At 60.3% G+C, this 22,150-nt stretch carries 18 protein-coding genes, 1 tRNA gene and 1 other annotated feature; of the genes, 5 read left to right on the top strand and 14 right to left on the bottom strand.

Going from position 1 to position 22,150, the window contains the following annotated elements; genetic code table 11:
• The 7 genes from infC to U0L91_RS04525 all read right to left on the bottom strand — a co-directional run.
• The coding region (gene infC / locus U0L91_RS04555; RefSeq protein WP_330045032.1) for a translation initiation factor IF-3 at positions 1-234 on the bottom strand (234 nt) is incomplete at its 3' end.
• 229 nt (positions 235-463) lie between these two features.
• Positions 464-1,816, bottom strand: coding sequence for a uracil-xanthine permease family protein (locus U0L91_RS04550; protein WP_330045031.1), 1,353 nt, complete (start codon positions 1,814-1,816; stop codon positions 464-466).
• A 139-nt stretch (positions 1,817-1,955) separates the two neighbouring features.
• Positions 1,956-4,133 carry a 1,3-beta-galactosyl-N-acetylhexosamine phosphorylase gene (gnpA, locus tag U0L91_RS04545; protein WP_330045030.1) on the bottom strand — a complete coding sequence of 726 codons (2,178 nt, stop codon included), beginning with the start codon at positions 4,131-4,133 and terminating at the stop codon, positions 1,956-1,958.
• The gene (locus U0L91_RS04540) at positions 4,130-4,342 is read right to left on the bottom strand and encodes a DUF6903 family protein (RefSeq protein ID WP_330045029.1); all 213 of its coding nucleotides are present in this window, start codon (positions 4,340-4,342) and stop codon (positions 4,130-4,132) included. Before U0L91_RS04540 ends, gnpA begins: the two co-directional genes overlap by 4 nt.
• 10 nt (positions 4,343-4,352) lie before the next feature.
• Positions 4,353-5,243: a carbohydrate ABC transporter permease gene (locus U0L91_RS04535; protein ID WP_330045028.1), complete on the bottom strand. Its 891-nt coding sequence runs from the start codon at positions 5,241-5,243 to the stop codon at positions 4,353-4,355.
• A gap of 11 nt (positions 5,244-5,254) precedes the next feature.
• Entirely contained in the window at positions 5,255-6,139 is an 885-nt protein-coding gene (locus U0L91_RS04530) for a carbohydrate ABC transporter permease (protein ID WP_330045027.1), read from the bottom strand.
• A 96-nt stretch (positions 6,140-6,235) separates the two neighbouring features.
• Complete coding sequence (locus U0L91_RS04525) at positions 6,236-7,600, bottom strand: carbohydrate ABC transporter substrate-binding protein (protein WP_330045026.1); 1,365 nt, start codon at positions 7,598-7,600, stop codon at positions 6,236-6,238.
• Between the two features lie 457 nt (positions 7,601-8,057).
• Between U0L91_RS04525 and U0L91_RS04520 the strand changes: the two genes are divergently transcribed.
• The 3 genes from U0L91_RS04520 to U0L91_RS04510 all read left to right on the top strand — a co-directional run bounded on the left by U0L91_RS04520 (position 8,058) and on the right by U0L91_RS04510 (position 12,666).
• Positions 8,058-8,897, top strand: a complete 840-nt coding sequence (locus U0L91_RS04520; RefSeq protein WP_330045025.1) for an AraC family transcriptional regulator — start codon at positions 8,058-8,060, stop codon at positions 8,895-8,897.
• Positions 8,898-8,926: 29 nt separating this feature from the next.
• Positions 8,927-10,033 carry a phosphotransferase enzyme family protein gene (locus U0L91_RS04515; protein WP_330045024.1) on the top strand — a complete coding sequence of 369 codons (1,107 nt, stop codon included), beginning with the start codon at positions 8,927-8,929 and terminating at the stop codon, positions 10,031-10,033.
• A gap of 1,139 nt (positions 10,034-11,172) precedes the next feature.
• The gene (locus U0L91_RS04510) at positions 11,173-12,666 is read left to right on the top strand and encodes a DUF1846 domain-containing protein (RefSeq protein ID WP_330045023.1); all 1,494 of its coding nucleotides are present in this window, start codon (positions 11,173-11,175) and stop codon (positions 12,664-12,666) included.
• A gap of 73 nt (positions 12,667-12,739) precedes the next feature.
• Here the strand turns inward: U0L91_RS04510 and U0L91_RS04505 are convergent, their stop codons facing one another.
• Together U0L91_RS04505 and U0L91_RS04500 are read right to left on the bottom strand one after the other, a co-directional pair.
• On the bottom strand, positions 12,740-14,344 hold the full coding sequence (locus tag U0L91_RS04505) for a potassium/proton antiporter (RefSeq protein WP_330045022.1): 1,605 nt from the start codon (positions 14,342-14,344) through the stop codon (positions 12,740-12,742).
• A 250-nt stretch (positions 14,345-14,594) separates the two neighbouring features.
• Positions 14,595-15,977, bottom strand: a complete 1,383-nt coding sequence (locus tag U0L91_RS04500; RefSeq protein WP_330045021.1) for a TrpB-like pyridoxal phosphate-dependent enzyme — start codon at positions 15,975-15,977, stop codon at positions 14,595-14,597.
• A 78-nt stretch (positions 15,978-16,055) separates the two neighbouring features.
• Positions 16,056-16,309: a binding site (T-box leader), on the bottom strand.
• A 206-nt stretch (positions 16,310-16,515) separates the two neighbouring features.
• Here U0L91_RS04500 and U0L91_RS04495 point away from each other — a divergent pair.
• Together U0L91_RS04495 and U0L91_RS04490 are read left to right on the top strand one after the other, a co-directional pair.
• Positions 16,516-17,127 carry a VanZ family protein gene (locus tag U0L91_RS04495; RefSeq protein ID WP_330045020.1) on the top strand — a complete coding sequence of 204 codons (612 nt, stop codon included), beginning with the start codon at positions 16,516-16,518 and terminating at the stop codon, positions 17,125-17,127.
• A gap of 29 nt (positions 17,128-17,156) precedes the next feature.
• Positions 17,157-18,392 (top strand): YajG family lipoprotein, encoded by a 1,236-nt coding sequence (locus tag U0L91_RS04490; RefSeq protein ID WP_330045019.1) that lies wholly within the window; start codon positions 17,157-17,159, stop codon positions 18,390-18,392.
• A 92-nt stretch (positions 18,393-18,484) separates the two neighbouring features.
• On the opposite strand, the gene U0L91_RS04485 is transcribed toward U0L91_RS04490, so the two are convergent.
• The 5 genes from U0L91_RS04485 to U0L91_RS04465 all read right to left on the bottom strand — a co-directional run bounded on the left by U0L91_RS04485 (position 18,485) and on the right by U0L91_RS04465 (position 22,107).
• On the bottom strand, positions 18,485-19,225 hold the full coding sequence (locus U0L91_RS04485) for a CPBP family intramembrane glutamic endopeptidase (RefSeq protein WP_330045018.1): 741 nt from the start codon (positions 19,223-19,225) through the stop codon (positions 18,485-18,487).
• A gap of 312 nt (positions 19,226-19,537) precedes the next feature.
• The gene (locus U0L91_RS04480) at positions 19,538-19,816 is read right to left on the bottom strand and encodes a hypothetical protein (RefSeq protein ID WP_330045017.1); all 279 of its coding nucleotides are present in this window, start codon (positions 19,814-19,816) and stop codon (positions 19,538-19,540) included.
• A gap of 24 nt (positions 19,817-19,840) precedes the next feature.
• Positions 19,841-21,403, bottom strand: a complete 1,563-nt coding sequence (locus U0L91_RS04475; protein ID WP_330045016.1) for a glucosyltransferase domain-containing protein — start codon at positions 21,401-21,403, stop codon at positions 19,841-19,843.
• A 258-nt stretch (positions 21,404-21,661) separates the two neighbouring features.
• Entirely contained in the window at positions 21,662-21,946 is a 285-nt protein-coding gene (locus U0L91_RS04470) for a hypothetical protein (protein ID WP_330045015.1), read from the bottom strand.
• Between the two features lie 85 nt (positions 21,947-22,031).
• Positions 22,032-22,107, bottom strand: a tRNA-Lys gene (locus U0L91_RS04465).
• Positions 22,108-22,150 lie beyond the last annotated feature (43 nt).

The following is a 22,150-nucleotide window of genomic DNA, read 5'->3' as shown; positions in this document are numbered from 1 at the left end:
GCGGTACTTGCCGTAATCGAGGATCTTGCAGACAGGGGGTTTGGCCTGCGGGGCCACCTTGACCAGGTCCAGGTCCAGCGCCTGCGCCATTTTCAGCGCATCGCGGGGGCTCATGACGCCCTTCTGCTGGCCGTCCGCGCCGATCAGGCGGACTTCCTTGTCCCGGATCTGCTCATTGATTTCCAGTTCCTTGGAATTGCTGTTGCTGGCGATTGGAATACACCTCCGTAACAAATCGAAAAATAAATGAAAAGCGGCTGCCCGAAAAAAGCAGCCGCCGAACCACAAACGATGCCGCACGCAAAGTGCGGATTGCTGTATGACCCGGGGCTTTGTGCCCGCAAGGTGAACGACGGCCCAACGGCCGGACGCTGCTTTTTTTACCTTGAATACTATACCACCCGGCAGGCGTGCTGTCAAGTCCCGGAACGGATGTTTTTTGCTTTTTTTGACGGCCGGACGCTCAGCTCTTTTTGCCGGGCAGGATCTGGTTGAGCAGGATGGCCATGATGGCGGTGACCACCACCGACGAGGAGCCGAAGACGGTGGGCACCCAGCCGGGGAAGCCGGGGCCGGCCAGGCAGCCCGAGACCTGGGTGATGCCGACGCCGAAGGCCACCGAGATGCCGGTGACGGTGGTGCTGCGCGCATCGAAGCCGTCGCGGGTGATCATCCGGATGCCGGTCATCGTGATGGTGGCAAAGACCGAGATGGTGGCGCCGCCGATGACGCACTGCGGGATGGTGCTGAGCACCGAGGAGAGCTTGGGCACAAAGCCGGCGGCCAGCATGACGAAGGCGGCCAGCGCAAAGACGGCGCGGTTGACGACCCGGTTGACCGTGACGATGCCGACGTTCTGGCTGTAGGAGGCGGTGGGCAGGCCGCCGATCAGGACGCCGGCGATGCTGGCCGTGCCCTGGGCGATGATGCCGCCGGCCAGTTCCCGGTCGGTGGGCATCCGGTCCATGCCGCCCATCGTGGTGGAGGACAGGTCCCCGATGGTCTGCACCGAGTTGACGATGTAGACGATGGCCAGCGACGCGCAGGCCGCCGGGACGAACTCGATGCGGAACGGCATCAGTTCCGGCAGGGCCAGCCAGCGGGCCTGGGCCACCGGCGAGAAGTCCACCATGCCGAGCGCCAGGGCCACCAGGTAGCCGGCCACCATGGCGAAGAGCAGCGAGCCGAGCTTCCAGATGCCCTTGGCGAAGTTGTTGAGGCCGAGCGCGACGGCGAAGGTGAAGAGCGCCACAGCCCAGTTGCGCAGGCTGCCGAAGTCGGGGTTGGTGGCAGCCGAACCGCCGCCCGCCATGTACTTGATGGCGGTGGGATAGAGCGACAGGCCGATCGTGAAGATGACCGTGCCGGTGATCAGCGGCGGGAAAAAGCGGTGGATGGGCTTGACGAAGATGCCGAAGACGATGGCCACCAGGCCGCCGATGATCTCGGCGCCGAGGATGGTGGGAAAGCCGAATTCGCCGCCGATGGCCGTGAGGGTGGGCACATAGGCGAAGCTGGTGCCCATGATGACGGGCAGCCCGGCGCCGATGCGGCCGAACAGCGGGAACAGCTGCAGCAGCGTGGCGAGCGCCGTCATGACCAGCGACGCCTGGATCAGGGTGGTTTTCTGTTCCTCGGTCAGGCCGCAGACGCCGGAGATCATGATGGCGGGCGTGATGACGCCCACCACCGCCGCGGCCACATGCTGCAGCCCCAGCGGGATCAGCTGTCCGGCGGGCGGCACGGCACCGCGGAAGGTGTTCAGACAATCGGACGCCGGCTGTGAGGCCGTGCGCGGGGGTTCGTTGGGTTTCATAACCGTCACCTCTTCCTTGTTTCTCCTTCTATGATACACGATTCTGACGCAAGCGCAAGGCATTTTTCGGCACAATCCGACCGCCGGCGGCAAAAAAAGCGGCAGGCCGCCGGATGGGCGGCCCGCCGGGAGGGGGGTCTCAGAGGGTGTACCAGCGGATCTCGTTGGCGTCCAGATGCAGCGAGAAGCCGGTTCCGTCGCCCCGGTACACCGTGGTGTCCTGGGGTTCATAGGTGTTGTTGACGACGCAGTACTTGCCGTTCTTGACGTAGGCATGCACTTCGACATCGTAGTTGGTGCTGAACCAGGTGTCGAGGGCGTCCTCGCTGTGGCAGGCCCACAGGATGCTGCGGTAGAGCACCCGGTTGTTCTTGAAGGAGTAGGGCAGGCCGCTGATGTAGACGCCGCGGCCGGCGCCGTACTCGTTGACGGCCATCTGCACTTCCCTGTCGCGCTGGATCAGCACCTGGGCGCCGGGCAGCGCATAGATGCTCTTTTTGCCCTCGCCGAAATCCACGTCGTGGTCGGTGCCGCAGTCCGCGAGGATGAAGTGGTCGCGGTGCTCCTCCCAGTTGTACTTGTCGTAGTTCAGCGTGAAGCCGGTCTCCTTCTCGACGCCGAGCGGGGCGGCCAGCTGCAGGTAGCGGCCCTGGTACTGGTGGCCGCCGGGTTCGCCGACGCCGATCAGGCCGCCGCCGCGCCAGACAAAGCCCTTGACGGCCGCCGAAACCGCGGGGTCCTCCCAGACCTTGCCGCCGGTGTGGGCGGTGTCGCCGTCGCCGACGTTGATGAGCACGTCGATGTCGTCAAGCACCTTGGGGTCGGCCTTGATGTCGTCAAAGCTCAGGAACCGCACGTCGAACGGCGCGCCGGACAGCGCCTCGATGACGCCGGCGTAGCTGTAATTCTGTTTCTGGTACAGCGCATGGTGGACCATATGGCAGCCCCAGGCGCGCATTTTGCCCCAGCAGTTCAGCACGGCCACCGTCTTGACGCAGTAGGGCGTGGTGCCCTTGATGTTGTCGTACAGTTCGCGGAACTCGTTGCAGACGCTCTCGACATAGCCGAGGAACTCGGGGAACTCGCAGGCCAGCTTGAGATAGCCGCCGTACCCGATGCGGTCGATGGGCTTGCGCAGGATGGCGCGGCGCGCCGTGACCCAGTTCTCCTTCGCTTCGCGGACGGGGTCGCCGCCCTCGTGGAAGGTGTCGGGGAAGAAATAGGGCAAGAACCGCCCTTCGGTGTAGCGCACGCCCGGAATGTCCGAGATCAGCCGCAGCGTCGAACCGTTGCCGACACTGCCCACGACGGCATCGACGCCCGCGGTGCGGAACTCCGGCATGAACGGCTCGGTGCCGATCCAGTGATCGCCGAGGAACATCATGGCTTCCTTGCCGTACTCGTGGCAGATGTCGGTCATCTCCCGCACCAGCGCGGCAACCTCCCGCCGCTGGAAGGCCTGGAAGTCCCGGTATTCCCGGCTCGGGACCCGGTACTGGTTGTTGTAGTAGCCCTGGTCGATGATGAACTCGGGGCGGAAGCGGTAGCCGACCTCCTTCTCGAACTTCTCGAGGATGTAGGGGCTGACGCTGGCCGAGTAGCCGTACCAGTCCACATACTTTTCCCGGCGCAGCTCGTCGAACATCAGGGTGAACTGGTGGAAGAAGGTCGTGAAGCGCAGCACATCCACATAGGGGTGCTCCTCGATGAAGCGGCGCAGCCGCTGCATGCTCCAGGCGTGGGTCTTGGGCTGGCGCACGTCAAAGGTGATCTGGTGCTCGCAGTCCTTCCAGTCATTGACCACGGCGTTGTACATATGGACGGGGTCCCAGATCAGATAGGCCAGGAAGCTGACCGTATACTCATGGTAGGGCGCGGGGGCCTCGATGATGACGCAGCCGCCCGCCTCGTCATACCGCCAGGCCGCGGGGTCGAGCGGCTCGCCGGCGGTGCGGTCCATGACCTCCCACCAGCGGGTGATGTCGTCGCGGGTGTTGGGCTTCATCAGGTCGGGGCTGATGCCCTTCATCAGCGGGATGGACAGCGGTCCGCCGCCGGCCGTATAGAAGGCCGTCATGATGTAGCACTGCTGCACCTCGTCGGGGTTGGCGCGGGCCCAGTCGTTGTCCTTGCGGGTGGTGTAGTAGGTCTTGTAGATCTTGGCGCCGGTCTGTTTCAGCTCCTCGGGGAAGTCGGTGCCGTCGCAGTCGCGGATCGCGTCGGCGCCCCAGCGGTCCAGCAATTCGAGGGTCTGCGGGACCACGTCCAGATCTGTGGGGATGGTCACACGGCCGCGGGTCTTGTTAGGCTGATTCATCTGTGTTCCTTCCTGCGTTTGGGTTCCTCAAACGGCTTGTTGTAGATGGCAAGCGCCGCCAGCAGCATGGCCACGCCGAGCACCATGATGCCCAGGCCGGCCAGTTCACCGGTCATCCGCCAGCCGATCACGATCAGGGCGACGGCCGCCGCAAACAGCACCGCAATGGCCGCCACGCGCGCGGCGGGATGGTCTTTCCAGAATTCCATACGATTCACCTTAGCCTTTCAGTCCGCCGACCGTCATGCCCTGGGTCAGCTGCCGCTGCACGCAGATGTAGAGAATCAGGGTGGGCAGCATGACCAGCACCAGGCCGGCGTACATCGTACCGTATTCGGCGGCGCTCTGCTGGGCCTGCATCAGGTTGAGCAGTCCGACCGGCAGGGTGCGCGCGCCCTTGGTGGCGCTCATCAGCGTCATCGAGATGATGTACTCGTTCCAGAACGAGAGGAAATTGAAGAGGATGATCGTGATGATGGAGGGTTTGGCCATCGGGAAGATGATGCGCACCATCGTGGTGCCGTAGCCGGCGCCGTCGATGTAGGCGGCTTCCTCATAGTCGTGGGCCAGCGTGGCGAAGTAGCCCGACAGCAGATAGATGGTGAAGGGCAGCGCCGTGGCCGCATAGACGACGGCCAGCACAAAGAGGTTGTTGAGCAGGAAGCTGCCGCCGAAGGTGGCCTTGAGCCAGTTGTCGCCGTCGCGCAGCATCAGGAAGATCGGCACGACGATGTAGTTCACATTGATGAACAGACCGGCCATGAACAGCGTGTTGAGCAGCTTGCGGCCCTTGAATTCAAACCGGGAAAGGCAGTACGCGGCGGGCAGGGCGATGACGAGCAGCAGCGCCAGCGCCACCGCCGTGACGATGACCGAGTTGAGCATGTACTCGCCCATCTTGGCGCCGTTCCAGGCATCGACGAAGTTCTGCCAGTACAAGCCGGCCGGCAGCGCCCAGGGATTGCCGTAAAATTCCGAGTTCTGTTTGACGGAGGCCATAAAGACCCAGGCGACCGGCACCAGAATGCTGATGGCCAGCAGTGCCAGGACCAGATAGATGAACGCCATATAGAGGCGCTCGCCCCGGGGCTTGGAAGTTTTGTTTTTCATAGGTTCCTCCCTCAGAATTCCAGCGGTTCGCGCTCGGTGGCACGGTTGACCACGGCGGACAGCGCGAAGGAGAACACGAAGATCACGACGCCGATGGCCATGCTGTACCCGTACAGGCCGGCATCCTTCTGGCTGTACATATAGTTCAGCGCAACGTCGGACGCGCCGTTGGGGCCGCCGGAGGTCATGGCCTTGACGAAGAGGAAGGCCATGTTGATCGTCGAGATGATGAAGAAGGTCAGCGTGGTGCGGATGTTGGTCCAGATCAGCGGAATGGTGATCTGGAAGAACTGGGTCACCCGGGAGGCGCCGTCCAGCGAGGCGCTCTCATACAGGCTCTCGGGCACGGCGGACATCGACGCCATGTACATGACCATGTAGTAGCCGATGGCCTGCCAGACCATCGCGATGATCAGCGAGGGGATGACCAGCTTTTCGCCCTTCCAGAGGATGGGGTTGCTCATGTCGCGGAACAGCCCGATGAGGCTGTTGAGCATGCCGTTTTCCGGCTTGTAGATGGCCGAGAAGATGCCCGAGATGACAACCACCGACAGGATGTTGGGGATGTAGAAAACCACCCGGAAGAAGTTCTGGCCGCGGATCTTTTCCCGCGTCAGGATGGCGGCAAAGACCAGCGCGAAGCCGAAGGTGATGATCGTGACAAAGACCACCAGCAGAATCATGTTCTGCATCGAGCGGATGAACTGGGTGTCCGAGAAGAGCTGCTGGAAGTTTTTGAGCCCCACGAAGGTCTCGTTGGGGGAATAGGCGCCGCGCTCGAACAGCGACATCCGGAAAACGTTCAGGGTGGGCAGAATCATAAAGAGGAAGAACAGAATCGTGGCCGGCGCTATACAGAGCACCAGGAACATACTGCGGCCTTTGTTATGGTTCATAAAGGTCTGCTCCTTTCATACGGTGCCGCCGGGCAGGGCGGTGCAAACAGAATGCGGGGACAGCTTGGCAACGCCGTCCCCGCGGGATTGTAGCAGTTACTTCAGGTTGGCGCGCATCTGATCGTTGGCGCTCTTGATGCCCTCGATCCACTGTTCCTCGGTCTCGGTGCCCTCCACCAGGGAGTTGACGGGATCAAAGAAGACGGTGCGGACTTCCACGCCCGGGATCGCCTCAAAGGCGGCGAAGTTGCCCATGGCGGCCTTGGCGCCGTTGTCGTAGATGGAGTAGAACAGCTTGTTGTCGCCTTCCAGATCGTCGGCGATGCCCAGGACCGGCTGGATGGCGCCGGACTCGGCAAAGATCTTGCAGGCGGTGTCGCTGTACAGATACGCGATGAACTGTTTGGCGGCATCCTGGTTCTCGGCGCCGGAAGGAATCCAGCACTGTTCAAACCAGGTGTAGCTGTACCGGTCGCCGCCTTCCGTCACGGCGGGCAGCGCGGTCATGCCCCACTGGAAGCCGTCGGCGCGCGGAGCCTCCGCCATCTCGCCCACGATCCAGGTACCGTTGGGCATGAAGATGGCCTTGTTGTCCAGCACGAGCTGCTGGTTCTGGGTGAAGTCCTGATCGTTGGCCTGCGCCGGGGTGATCGGGTTGGTGTAGGTGGCCAGCTTGGCAACGATGTCAAAGCAGGTCTGGGCCTCGGGGGTATCCCAGATGCCCTCCTCATAGTGGGTGGCCTTCTCGAAGAACTCGGGGCCGCCGGCGGAGTACATCAGCGCATAGAAGAAGGCGTCAAAATAACCGGTGGTCGGGTAGGTGAACAGCCAGATGCCCTCGGCCTTGGCCTTGTCGCCCAGCTCCCACATCTCATCCCAGGTGGTGGGAACTTCCCAGCCCTTTTCCTCCAGCAGGCCGGCGTTGTAGAACAGGCCGCAGGGAGAATAGAACATCGGGGCCAGATAGGTCTTGCCGTCATTGTAGGGGTTGGTCAGCGAGGTGTCGGTGAAGCCGCCGGCAATCTTGTCGGAGACCTTGGCGGTCTCGCCGGGGACGGTCATATCCAGCACGTCGGTGATGTCGGCAATCAGGTTGCCCTTGATGAACTGCTCGGTCAGCGCGGCTTCCCGGCCGGTGGCCAGATGAATCACGTCGGGGTAATCGCCGCCCTGCATCGAGGGTCCGATCACGTCTTCCAGGTTCTTGTCGGTGGTCAGCTCGACCTTGATGCCGGTCTGCTCGGTGAAGGCGTCGGCCACCTTCTGCCACATTTCGGAGCCGTAGGCGGTCTCAATGGCGGCCACCTTGATGGTCACATCCTCGGCCGTCGCCTCGCTGCCCGCGTTCTCCGCGGTGGAGCTGCCCGAAGCGGTCGAAGCGCTCGTCGTGCCTGCGCCGCCGCAGGCCGCCAGGGAAAGCGCCATGCAGGCTGCCATGGCCAGTGCCAGTAACTTTTTCATCTGTTTACCTCCTGATGAAATCCAGGGTCAGGAATGCGTCGTGTTCTCGTTTTGTCCGGTGCAGCCCGTGACCCGCCGGGGTGCGCCGTTCCTCGTATCTCCACTATACCGGTTTGCGGCGGGTTGTTCTAGGCGTTTGTTGACCATAATTTTAGAAATCTTGCTGTATTACAGATCTTGCTTCAACGCTTTGCTGCGCGTTATGAAAATTGTACACAATTTTCGCGTGAAAACCTTGTGCATTTCGCTTTATCGCAAAAAATTGCCTCTGACATTTCTTTGACGATTTAGAAATTTTGGTCTTGCATTCCCCGGCGGGAGCAGGTATAATAAAGAAAAATTGACGATGTTACGGCATTGTAAACTGCTTTCTTGCTGTTAATTTTATAGATATTGCGCTTGTCAATACCCCGCCGCGATAAATTCCGCGATATGCCGTCAAACAAAGGAGGATCTCATGAGCTGTACCCGCTACGACATCACGATGGGCGCCGCACCGCGGGAAGCGATCCGGCTGCTGTACATCAGCACCAGCCGGTTCGGCGGTGACTGGCATTCGGTCCCCCACACCCACAGCTGTACCGAACTGTTTTACTGCCTGCGCGGCAAGGGACAGTTCAGCATTGAAGGCGGGATGTATGATGTCAACCCCGACGATCTGATCATCGTCAACCCGATGGTGGAGCACACCGAGCTGAGCCTGAATTCCAACCCGCTGGAATATATTGTGCTGGGCATTGAAGGGGTGGAGTTCCTGTGCGACCAGAAGAACCGCGGCTATGCGCGGCTGTCCTGCCGGGAGCGGCGGGATGACGTGCTGTACCTGCTGCAGCTGCTGCTGCGGGAGGTGGACGAGTACGCCGAAGGGTACGAGACCGTCTGCCAGGATCTGCTGGAGGTGCTGCTGCTCTTGCTGGTGCGCAACACCACGACGCTGGCGGTGCGGGCCGCGGCGCCGCCCAAGGCCGCGGGCAGCAAGGAGTGCGCGGCGGCCAAACGCTACCTGGACGAAAATTTCACCGAGAACATCACGCTGGACCGGCTGGCACAGGCCACGCACATCAGCAAATATTACCTGGTGCACGCCTTCCAGAAGGAATATCACACCTCGCCGATCAACTACCTGCTCAAGCGGCGCATCCTGGAGAGCAAGGCGCTGCTGGCCAGCACGAATTACAGCCTGTCGGAGATCAGCAATATGATGGGTTTCAGTTCGGCGAGTTACTTTTCCCAGAGTTTCCGCCGTTTTGAGGGGATGAGCCCCACCGAGTACCGCAAAGCGGCACAGTCGTCGTAATACACCGCGAAGAAAAAAGGAGCATGACCATGTCCACCAAACCCGAACCGATTCTGCCCGAAGTGCTGCAGGCATTTGCCTTTCCCGGCACTGTCACCGACTGTTCCCGCTACGGCGAGGGACATATCAACGACACCTTCGCCGTCAAGGTCAGCACGCCGGACGGGGAGCGGCGCTATATCCTGCAGCGCATCAACACCGATACCTTCAAGGACCCCGCCGGCCTGATGGAAAACATTGTGGGTGTGACGCAGTATCTGCGCCGCATCATCGAGGCCAACGGCGGCGACCCGCTGCGCGAGACGCTGAACTTCCTGCCCGACCGCACCGGCCGTTCCTATTATACCGACAGCATGGGCGGCGCCTGGCGGCTCTGCCTGTTTGTCGAGGGCACGGTCTGCCTGCAGCAGGTGGAAAATGCCGGAATGTTCAAGCTGGTCGGCGAGGCGTTCGGCAATTTCCAGAACCAGCTGGCGGAGTACCCGGCCGCCACACTGCATGAGACCATCGCCCATTTCCACGATACGCCCAGCCGCTACCGCGCTTTTGAGGACGCCGTGTCCGCCGACCCGCTGGGCCGTGCCGCCGGCGCCGCCGAGGAAATTGCCTTTGTCCGCGCCCGCCGCGAGGACTGCCATGTGCTGACCGACCTGCTGGACGCCGGAAAACTGCCGCTGCGCGTGACCCATAACGACACCAAAATGAATAACGTTCTGCTGGATGCCAAGACCGGCAAGGGCCTGTGCGTGATCGATCTGGATACCGTCATGCCCGGCCTGGCGGCCTACGATTTCGGCGATACCATCCGGTTCGGCGCCAACGACTGCGCCGAGGACGAGCCGGACCAGAGCAAGGTGCATTTCAGCCTGCCACTGTTCAACGCCTTCACCGAGGGGTTTGTCGGGACCGCCAAGGCCCTGACCGAAACCGAAAAACGCACGCTGCCCTGGGGCGCCCGCCTTATGACGCTGGAATGCGGTATGCGTTTCCTGACGGATTACCTGGTCGGCGATACCTATTTCCATATCAGCCGCCCCGCCCAGAACCTCGACCGCGCCCGGACCCAGTTCACACTCGTCCGCCAGATGGAAGAGAACTGGGACGCCCTCGAACAGGCCATGATCCCCTACCTCTGATTTTCTCCTTTTTCGTTTCTTCCCCCTCCTTCCGGCCCCATTGTGCGGCCCGGAAAAAAAGTCTGCCCCGATTCCCGCCAAGGCGAATCCCGGCGGACTTTTTTAATGGGAATCGCCAAGAATAATACATTCTGTATATTTTATAGAACATTCTACATAACAACCCACCCGGTTTTCAAAAACCAGGAAGAAGGAAAAAAAGTCCGTCTTTGCTCTCGTCTGATTGTGAGAGCAAAGGTGGACTTTTTTTGCTTCAACCGACCCGGGGGTCCAGGGGGGTATCCCCCCTGGGCGCGGGTCCGCTGCGTCGCAACAGCGGCAGTTTTCTCGGTTCCTCTTTTGCTGCCAAAAGAGGAATCGCCCACGAAGCCCGACACCCCCAGGAAGAGCGCGGCACTTTGGGACGGGCGGCGAGAGGGCGGGCGGCTGCTCGCGGAAAGTGGGGGCCGGCGGCCGGGCGGGGTGAGCGGCGTTATGGGGGGAGACGGGTCGGGAAAGGCGCGACAGGGCGAATAGAGGAAACCGGGGCGGCGGGCTTTGCGGGGTGAGCGGCAAAGGGGTGAGAGAGCAACAGGGCGCGGCGAAAGGGCGGGCGGCTGCTCGCGGAAAGTGGGGCCCGGGGCCGGGCGGGGTTAGCGGTATACGGCGGGGAGACGGGCCGGGAGAGGCGCGACGGGGCGAATAGAGGAAACCAGGGCTGCGGGCTTTGCGGGGTGAGCGGCGAAGGGGTGAGAGAGCGGCGGGGCTTTGGTGGAGCGGCAAGAGGTGGGCGGACGCTCGCGGAAAGTAGGGGCCAGTGGCCGGACGGGGCGGGCGGCATGCGGCGGGGTGACAGGCCGGGAAAGGCGCGACAGGGCGAATAGGAGAAAACCGGGGCGGCGGGCTTTGCGGGGTGAGCGGCGAAGGGGTGAGAGGGCGGCGGGGTACGGACGGCGACCGTCCATCGATAAGGGCGCCCCGGTGCCCCCTGCCCCGCCGGGCCCGCCAAAATGCTACAATTTCTCCCCGGTATTTTTTACACCCGCACGCGGCGCCCACAGATTGCACCCTGCGTTTTGGTGTGATATACTGATTCCGATGTATCGGTTGCGCCCGGGGATTCCGGCCGGGCAGAATGTGAAAGAGAAAGTGGATGACAGATGATCAAAGGATTTGACAACGACAAGTATTTGGCCATGCAGTCCGAGCATATCCGGGAGCGGATTGCTCAGTTTGACAACAAACTGTACCTGGAATTCGGCGGCAAACTGTTTGACGACTATCACGCCTCCCGCGTGCTGCCCGGTTTTCAGCCGGATTCCAAGCTGCAGATGCTGCTGCAGCTCAAGGATCAGGCCGAGATCGTCGTCGTCATCAGTGCCGAGGACATCGTCAACAACAAGATGCGCGGCGACTACGGCATCACCTATGACTTGGACGTGCTGCGCCTGATTGATGCGTTCCAGGGCGTGGGGCTGTTTGTGGGCAGCGTCTGCGTGACGATGTACACCGCCCAGCCCGAGGTGGAAGCCTTTGAAAAGAAACTCAACGGCCTGGGCATCCGCACCTTCCGCCATTACAAGATTGCCGGCTATCCCGGCGACGTGGCCCGCATTGTCAGCGATGAGGGGTACGGCAAGAACGATTACATTGAAACCGAGCGCCCGCTGGTTGTCGTGACGGCCCCGGGTCCCGGCAGCGGCAAGATGGCGGTCTGCCTGTCGCAGCTGTACCATGAACACAAGCGCAACATCAAGGCCGGCTATGCCAAGTTCGAGACCTTCCCGATCTGGAACCTGCCCCTCAAGCACCCGGTAAATCTGGCCTATGAAGCCGCCACCGCCGATCTGAACGACGTGAACATGATCGACCCGTTCCACCTCGAAGCCTACGGCGAAACGGCCGTCAACTATAACCGCGACATCGAGATTTTCCCGGTGCTGCACGCCATGCTGGAACTGATTGCCGGCGAAAGCCCCTACCGTTCCCCCACCGACATGGGAGTGAATATGGCGGGCAACTGCATTGTGGACGACGCGGTCTGCTGCGAGGCGTCCCGCAAGGAGATCCTGCGCCGGTACTTCAAATGCCTGTGCGACCAGAAGGTCGGCGGCACGGCCAAGGATGAGGAGCGCTTCAAACTGCAGCTGCTGCTGAACCAGGCCGGGCTGTCGGTGGGCAGCCGCGCCGTCGAACAGGCGGCGCACGCCCGCTCGCAGAGCACCGGCGGCCTGCCCGCGGCGGCCATTGAACTGTCGGACGGCACCATCGTGACCGGCAAGACCGGCCCGCTGCTGGGCGCCGCCTCGTCGGCGCTGCTCAACGCCCTGAAACGGCTGGCCGGCATCGACCAGGAGATCGAACTGGTCTCGGCCCGGGCCATTGAACCGATCCAGACCCTCAAAACGACCTATTTCGGCAGCAAGAACCCCCGCCTGCACACCGATGAGATTCTGATTGCGCTGTCCAGCTCCATCTCGGAGAACCCCTATGCCGCCGCAGCGCTGAATCAGCTGCCCAACCTCAAGGGCTGCGACATCCACTCGACGGTCATCCTCTCCCGCGTGGACAGCGAGACGCTCAACAAGCTGGGCATCTACCTGACCTGCGATCCCGTCTATGAGGAAGAGGACCGCAAATACCACAAGAACTAACGAACCGAGCCGCCGGCCCGGACCGCTCTTCCCGAACCGGAAGAGCCCGTCCCGCCGACGGCTCGTTTGTCTGTCAGTGGACCGCGGCCACCGACTTGACCATCACCAGAATGTCGCCCGGCTCCAGCACCGTGTTGCCGGAGGGGATCAGCGTGTCGATGCCCCGCTTGACCAGGATCACCCGGTTGGCGTTGGCCTGGGGGATCTGGGACAGCGAGCGGTGTGCCCAGCGGTGCCCGGGCTCCACGACCACTTCCCGCAGAACCAGATGCTCGTTGTCCTCAAAGCTGCGGGCCGCCAGAACCATCAGGTCCCCGGCCTCGATGCGGGTCTTGCCCGTCGGGATGACCATGCCGCCGTCCCGCAGGATCATCGCCACAAGCAGGTCGGGCGGGAGCTGCAGGTCCCGCAGTTCCCGGTCCTTCCAGGGATGGCGGTCATCCACATGGAGCTTGATGAAGTCAATGTCGCTGTCCTCCTGATAGTCCGTGAAGGTCCGGCCGACATCGGCGCCGTGGTCGATCATTGCCAGTTTCCGGGCCACCCAGGGCAGCAGCGTGCCCTGGATGGAGATGGACAGCAGCACGATGCAGAACACCAGATTGTATAAATTGTAGGTGGTCTGCACCCCGCTGAGCACCGCCGCAATCGCAAACACGATGGAGGCGGCGCCGCGGAGTCCCGCCCAGGACACCATTCCAATCTGGCCCAGCGTCGGCCGGAACGGCCCGAGAACCAGCGCCGTGACGGCGGGGCGGGCCACCAGCGTCAGAAAGACCGTCACGGCCAGCGCCGGCAGCAGCACCGACGGCAGCCGGGCCGGCGTGACGAGCAGCCCCAGCAGGAAGAAGATCAGCATCTGAGCGACGTGGGTCAGCACGTCAAAGAAATGGACGAGGTATTTTTTCTGGGGCAGGTTGGAGTTGCCGATCCAGATGCCGCACAGATAGACGCTCAGATACCCGTTGCCGCCGCAGACCGACGGCAGGGCGTAGGCCAGGAACATGATGGCGAGCAAAAAGATCGTGTGGCTCTGCTGGGAGGGCAGCAGCTGCCGGTGGAGCAGCCGCACGGCCACCCAGCCCATCGCAATGCCGCAGACAATCCCCACCGACAGCTGCCGGAACAGCAGCAGCGGAATGGAAACCGGCTGGCCGCTGAGCAGACAGATTGCCACCGTGGTGAGCATGTAGGACATGGGGTCGTTGGAGCCGGACTCGATTTCCAGCAGCGAGTCGGTGTGATATTTGAGGGCCAGTTTCTGGGATCGCAGGATATTGAACACCGAGGCCGCATCGGTGGAGGAGATGACGCCGCCGATCAGGAAACATTCCGCCCAGGGAATCCCGAACGCCGCCCGGGCGAACAGTGCCACCGCCCCCGCGGTGCCCGCCACGCCGAGGGTGGACATCAGGGTGGCGGGCACCAGGACGGGGCGCGCCGTGTGCAGATTGGTTCCGAAACCGCCGTAGAACATGATGAAAATCAGCGACACCGAACAGATCACGTTGACGGCCGCATAGTCGTCAAAGGAGATCCGCAGCAGGCCGTTCTCACCGAAGAGCATGCCCAGGGCGATGAAGATGAGCAGCGAGGGAACCGGGATTTTTTCCAGGAACCCGTTGAGCAGAATACAGATCAGGATAACAAATCCCATCAGCAGCAGAATCTCATTCACGCGATCACCAGTCTTTCTTTGTGTTTACTGCAAAATCCATCTCCATTATACCGGAAAATTTCCCAAAAATCCAGTCGAACCTCTGCCGGGGTGCCGGGCCGGCGAACGGCCTTATTTTCCCATTCCGCCGTGGATTTTGTGCCGGCAAGGCAGCGGCGCCGCCGCCCGTCGAAGGGGCAGCGGCGCCGCAGGAAACCGGATCTTATTTCCGGTCAGACGCACCGATTTTGCTTTTCCGCCGGGTCGGGCCTCATGCCTGGCCGGGGACCTTGGGCAGACGGGCGAAGCTGGCCTGCAGCTCCTCGTCGGTGGGGATGGTGTCGGTCATCTCGCCGTTGTGGAACTTCTCGTAGGCCACCATGTCAAAGTAGCCGGTGCCGGTCAGGCCGAACAGGATGGTCTTTTCCTCGCCGGTCTCCTTGCAGCGCAGCGCCTCGTCGATCGCAACGCGGATCGCGTGGCTGCTCTCCGGCGCCGGCAGGATGCCCTCGACCCGGGCGAACTGCTCGGCCGCCTCAAAGACCTTGGTCTGCTCAACGGCCACAGCCTCCATCAGGCCGTCATGGTAGAGCTGGGACAGCACCGAGCTCATGCCGTGGTACCGCAGACCGCCCGCATGGTTGGCCGACGGAATGAAGTTGCTGCCCAGCGTGTACATCTTGGCCAGCGGGCAGACCATGCCGGTATCGCAGAAATCATAGGCGAACTTTCCGCGGGTGAAACTCGGGCAGGAGGCCGGCTCCACCGCGATGAACCGATAATCCCGCTCACCGCGGAGCTTCTCTCCCATGAAGGGCGAGATCAGACCGCCCAGGTTGCTGCCGCCGCCCGCACAGCCGATGATGATGTCCGGCACAACGCCGTATTTGTCCAGCGCGGTCTTGGTCTCGAGACCGATGACGCTCTGGTGCAGCAGCACCTGGTTCAGCACGCTGCCCAGCACATAGCGGTACCCGGGGGTCGTGGTGGCCTTCTCGACCGCCTCGCTGATCGCGCAGCCCAGCGACCCCGTGGTGCCGGGATGCTCGGCCAGGATGCGGCGCCCGACCTCGGTCTCCATGGACGGCGAGGGCGTCACCGACGCGCCGTAAACCCGCATGACCTCGCGGCGGAAAGGTTTCTGCTCATAGGAGCACTTGACCATATAAACCTTGCAGTCCAGACCCAGATAGGCGCAGGCCATCGACAGCGCCGTGCCCCACTGACCGGCTCCGGTCTCGGTGGTCACGCCCTTCAGGCCCTGCTGCTTGGCGTAGTAGGCCTGGGCAATCGCACTGTTCAGCTTGTGGCTGCCCGAGGTGTTGTTGCCCTCGAACTTGTAGTAGATTTTGGCGGGGGTGCCGAGCTTTTTCTCCAGGCAGTAGGCCCGGATCAGCGGCGACGGCCGGTACATCTTGTAGAAATCGCGGATTGCGTCGGGGATGGGGATTTCCCGCGTGTCGTTGTCCAGTTCCTGCCGGATCAGCTCGTCACAGAACACCGGGCGCAGGTCCTCGTATCCCATGGGCTGGCCGGTGGCCGGGTTGAGCAGCGGAGCGGGCTTGTTCTTCATGTCGGCACGGACGTTGTACCAGGTGCGCGGCAGCTCCTCTTCGGACAGGTAGATCTTGTAAGGGATTTTTTCTGCGGCCATGATGCGGCTCCTTTCTGTGCGCCGTGCGGGACCAAAAACAAAAAGGCCTTTGTCCCACAGGGCATGTGTGAAAATACCCTTTGGGACAAAAGCCTTGCGACTTCTGCGGTGCCACCCAAATTGACGAAGCATTCCTTCGCCCGCTCGTTCGACGTGCCAACACACATCGTTCCCGTTAACGGTGGAAATCCGTCGGTACCTACTGGGGAAACTCCCGTTCGGCCCGCCCTCGGCAGTCCATTCGGCAGGGTCGTTTCCGCCGCGATCTCACCACCCGCGGCTCTCTTGGGAAAACGGTTTTCCTGCGTACTCCTCTGCGTCATCGGTTTGTGCTTCAGCGGTTCAGCCCGTTGAATTGCTCTTGAGTTTACAGAAAATCCCCGCGTTTGTCAAGGGGGTTCCTTGATTTTCGTGGTTCTGCCCAGTCCGGACCGGTTGTTTTTGTGCCGGTTTACCAATTCCGGTCCTCCGGCTTGCCTTTGTGCAGCACTTTCGCGTAGAATGAAAGTATCTCAGAAGCAGGAAAGGAAGATGTTTTATGCCGCTGAACCAGATTCTCATCCGGTCGCTGTCCGGGTATGCCTTTGTGCTGCCGGGCCTCGCGGTCTATTTTGTCTTTCTGGCCAGGTCGGGACGCCGGCAGACCGCCGCCCACACCGCGGCCGCCTTTGTGTTCTGCTACTACCTCATCGGCATCCTGACCACCACGGGCATCCGGGAGTTCCACGCCTTTGCCCCGCGCCTGTCGCTGGTTCCCTTTGTCGGGATGTTCCGCGGTCCCGATACCGCGTTCAACCTGCTGCTCTTCTTTCCGCTCGGGCTCTTTCTGCCGCTGCTCTACCGCCGGTTTGACCGTCTGCTCCCGGTGGCCGCGGCGGGCTTTGTCGGGTCGCTGTCCATCGAGCTGCTGCAGCTCTTCGGGATGGGCACCACCGACATCAACGACCTGATCACCAACACGGCCGGCGCCTGCCTGGGCTTTCTCGTCCAGGCGGGGCTGTCCCGCTTCCTCCCCGCCGGCTGGCGCCGTGCCCTGCGGCCCGCCGGGGTGTCCGACCTCGCGGAGCTGCTCTTCTTCTCGCTGTATTGTCTACTGATCATGGTCACCGTCCAGCCGCTGACCATTTCCCGGCTGTTCGGGCTGGGGTGAACCACCGTTACTTTTTGGAGGTGTTCCCGATGAGGAAAACAAAGGCCCTGGCCGTCCTGTTGTCCGCCTGTATTCTGGCGGGCTGCACGGCGTCCGCTTCCCCGACAGCCACACCGTCCTCCGCCACGGCGGAGGCGGATTTCCTGGGTCCGCCGGTGGCACTGTCGGTCTCTCCCGCGCGCAGCGTGTACCAGACGGCCTATGAGTCTCCCGACAATCCGAACTGGGCTTTCTACGCGGAGATCACCCTGACCAACCAGACCGACGAATCCGTCCGTGTCGAGACGGTCACACTCTGCCCGAACCATCGGTTTTATGGCGAGGCCCTGTCCACGCCGGTGCAGCTGCCGCAGGACGCGGTGGTGGAACTCCGCGACACCTCATTGTGGGAACTCAACGCCAGCCGGATGACGCTGGAAAGCTGCCCCGTCGTGCAGGAATGGGCGTTCGGAGAGGACCAGCTGGACTTCCCGTTCGATCTGGCACCGGGGGAATCCCGGACCGGAACCGTCTATCTGCCGGGTGGGGTGGATCTGACGACCGCCCTTCCGACGGCGGAGTATCTGCTGGATGCTGAGACCTCGGTCGGCCACATCAGCTATTCCGGCATGGCGATTGCCCCCTCCGGGAATCTCTGGGGGCTGTACACCCCGACCGCCGGCCGGGTGGAGGACCCCATCACGGCGCAGGAGTTCTGCGCGTTCCTGGAAGACAGCCAGCTGCTGCTGTGGCTGGACCCGGATACCCTCCCAACGGACAGCGGGGCGGAAGCCGGGGTTCTCCCGCCGACCGATGAACTCTGCCGCGCCGCGTCGGTCCTGCTGACTTACCTGACCGATCAGGGACAGGTGACGCCCGTTGTCTGTCAGTCCGGCATCGCCTTCTATGCGCAGGATGTCTGGGAGACCGTGCTGTATGAGCTGACCGGCCGCGCCTGGGATTGCTCGGGTCTTGCGCAGACCGTGCAGGCGGACGGCGAGGAATGCAGCGCCATTCCGCTGTGGTATGCCGCCACCAATGTCTCGTACAGTCTGAGCATCGAGTCCCAGCGCAGCCAGACCGGCATGGACCTTGCCACCCCCGAGAGCGCCGACGGGGCACTCGGGGAGATCACGGTGGCGCCGACCTACGAGTTTCCTGCGCCCTCCGACCCCGAAACCGGCCTGACGCTGCCGGGAGCGCGGCCCTGGCGCATCGGCTTTGCCCGCAATGCCTCCTGGCAGTATCTGCCCTTCTGCCTGGCCGGAATCGAGCAGCTGACCTGATCCCGAACATCACAGCCCCCATGGGGAACTCACTGCGGCCCGATGCCGGTGCGGTAAGCCCCATGGGGGCTGTCTGTCGTTTTCGGGGTCTGTCACGCCAGGCCCTGCGCTTCTGCCGCCAGCCGGTCAGCCGTGCGGGTGAACCCGCGCAGCCCCCACAGTGCGAGCGCCAGGCCGCCGGCCACCGCCAGCAGCAGGACCCCGGTGCCGGCTGCCGCGTTCTGCATCAGCAGTGAATACCCGCTGATGGGGACAAAGCAGCTCCCGTTGTAGGCAATGTGGATCAGGATGCCGTACCCGATGGACCCGGTGTACCAGCACAGGTAGCCGAGCAGCAGCCCGGTGAACAGCGTCTGGGGCCACTGCACCCAGGAGTGTGCCCCCATAAACAGTACCGCCGACACCGCGATGCCCGCTTTCCAGGAGATTCTCGCGCACAGTCCCTGCGCAATCCCGCCGCGGAAGATCAGCTCCTCGTCCAGCGGTCCCAGCACGATGACCGCCAGCATCAGCAGGGGCATGGACCCCTGCATCCTCTCGGTCGATGCGCCGTTGTAGGCAAAAGTATAGGTCAGCAGCGTCGAGAGCTCCGCCATGAGACGCAGGCCCACCACCATTGCCAGGCACCAGCCCAGCAGCGGCCGCCTGACCCGGAATGCAGCGCGCCGCCCCGCGGGCGGGGAGACAGCCAGCAGGACCGCCGCCAGCGCCAGCGTGAGCACGCTGACGAACAGCACGCTGCGCACATCCCCCGGAACGGACAGCTCCCGCGCAATCGGATACCCCACTGCCAGATAGACGACGCCCAGCACAACGCCCTGCCACAGTTTCATTCAGCTCATCTCCCTCGGTAAGATGTTTTCAGTCTATCCCTTTTGCCGCCCCACCGCAAGGCAGCATCCTTCACAAATGCCTCACACCGGAATTGGTCAGATTGCTTATCGGATGTGCCGCCCTCAGAGCGGTGCCCGGGCAGTTTTCAAATGATACCGCACGGTCACTGTTTCGTAAGCGCCCGGTGACAAGGCCGTCCCCTCCCTCTGCCGACGCATCAGAAAAAGCCTCGCGTTTCCGCAAGGCTTTGAGGATACTCAACCGAAGGCAAGAAAATGGTACCGTTGTTCGGTAAGATGAGCGTGAATTCTTTATTTGAAAATTTTGCCTGTAGCTTTTTTAATCAGCCATACCGGCCCCTGCTCCAGAAAATCATAAGAGAACCAGATGTACATTTTAAAAATCCGTTCGGGAAAATGGGCGTCTATAAATTCTATTTTCCCAGGCGTCCTTAAAAATCGTTTGAGGCGAGTATCTCGATAGTGATGGGAAACCATAGAATCCTTCGGCGCGTCTGTCCAGCTCATTGCGCCATGATGATGCGCAAACTGCTGGTAGTCGTGGCTGGATACAATGGTCATTCCAGCCATTTACTGTATTTTCTCGTTATCTTGTCACGTCCCCGTATTTGCCAGTTTAATTACCAGAGTGCCATCCATTACGGCGATGGAATCTTTTTCGGGCCAGCATCCCATAGCTTGCACATCTGCAGATTCAGAGAGTTCCGTCAGTCTTGCGGTCGTAACCGGTTCCAAATCCATGCCAAAAGTTGCTTTCAAGAAGGGAATTGTATGTTCTGCGTCGATAAACAGGTTCGTCTCTATCAATGTACTTAACATATGAATTTTTCCAGAAGGGCCGACGTTGCTTGTTTCCGGATCGGAAATCGGCCACTGCACTTCCGCCAATCGATTTCCAACCACGGCAATATTGTCGATCTCGTACTCATCCTGAAGATCATGGATTTCAGACATCATTTCGACGCCATCCGCATATGTGCGCTCATAGCTCAAATTCATGTAGAAGTAACTTATATTTGCCATAAGCGCATTATTGAATACAATGAGGATCAGAAACAGACATACCACATTCTTGACCGCTTGCTTCGCCCATCGTTCATATAACACAGCCGTTAGGACAAACAGCAGGGTCAGGCTTTGAAGCATCATTGGGCGATAGCCAACAGAATCCGACGCAAAATGCCAGATACAGGAAAATGGAATGATGGCAATCAGGCAAAGCACAAGCAACGCAACTGCCCATTTTCTTTGCCATACTTTACTTTTGAGATACGAAATCAGCAGGCCTACGACCAGAACGAGTAGAAACAAAATGCTAAGTACGCTGTATAAGGTAAAGCCATACGCCAGCACATCCCACTGCAAGAAATAGAGAATTGTGGTTTTAACAGAATTAACTAAGCCGCTGATAAGCAACCCTGCGCTAATCTTTCCGACTTCCGATATTCCTTGATAATCTTTAGTTACCGTACCGCTGAGCTGCATACAGAGTCGCCAAATACCATAGTATACCGCCAAGGACACACTATAAATTATCACCTGACGCAGAATCCATTTTAAAGCATCTTGTTTACTATGATTGTTCTGGAACAGAGCATCAATAAAATAGCATACAGCCAACACCAGTGCAAAAGAAACATACGCCTGATAAATGCCACAGGAGACACAGATACATGCACCGCTCAACAACCATCTGGATTTACGTTTTTCTCCAATTCGAGAAAAATAAACCCCTAGCGCTGCTAAAAACATTGCAATCATGTATCCATCAGCGGTAAACAAAAAGAAAAACGTTTCCGTAGTAGCCGGTGAAGCAGCAAGCAGCGCGCCAATCAATCCTATAAGAATTGGATTCTTCAGTTGAAACAGTGCAACAACCACCACAACGGTCAACGCAATAAAAACACAAGACAGCAATCCAATGATCCAAGGCAAATCCCAATAGGAACTGATTCCACAAGCCCAGGAAAGCGCCCATCTGCCAAGGTCCAGAATATTTTGATCTGAATAATAATTATAGACAGAATCATGGTTGGGCAGAGTATTTGTAAACTTATACAGATGAATCAACATTGCAAGAATAAAGGTTGCAAGAAATGCAATCTTATATTCTTTTTGAAGTCTATTTCGATAAAAGCAGAGCATTTCTTCTCCCATACTCATAAACCTCCACCTTTGAAAAAATACTTTCTCATAACTAGGAAAGCCTTTCTATAGTATAAAAATTATACATCCGTTCTTCAATTTTTTCAATCCACGAAGCACAAAAAAGTATCTATTTTCACTGGGAAATGCATCCTATCATTGTTCAAATCGAACCTTCCCGTAGAAACCTTCTTGCTGGAGCGTCCTATCTCTCTTGCCCGGATTTAGTTCTGTGGTGTGCAAGCTTCATCCACAGCTTTTGCTCTAGCTTCAAATTTCATCTGCAGCCATTTTGAAATGGAGCAAAGTCAATTTTTCTCTGCTTTGCGCAAAACGATCACCACCTACGCAAATTTTCTCCAATAAAAAACAAATCCGAACGCCTCCCAAAAGAAGTGCGTTCGGATTTGCGTTATATGGTGCATTTCTAGGCATTCTCCCGCAGGTGGACCAACCGTCCGAAAAAGCTGTTGGTTTCAGCGCCGCCCGACGGGTCGCGGAACACGCATCTATCACCCCGTCACCGCTTCCGCCGCAGGCAGCGGTCGTCTTCATGGTCGTCTCCAGATGGTCACCGGATTGCACTTTTCCAAAGGCTGGACATAAGAAAAAAGCCCTACGTTTCCGTAAGGCTTTTCTTTGGTGCACCTCCAGGGACTCGAACCCTGGGCCCACTGATTAAGAGTCAGTTGCTCTACCAACTGAGCTAGAGGTGCATAACACAAACCTCCGGTCCGGGCTATTGCGCTCGGCCCGGAG

The organism is Gemmiger sp. (assembly GCF_036306485.1).
Classification (GTDB): Bacteria; Bacillota; Clostridia; order Oscillospirales; family Ruminococcaceae; genus Gemmiger.
Note: the sequence above shows the minus strand (reverse complement) of the source record. Positions and strands in the feature narration are given on the sequence as shown.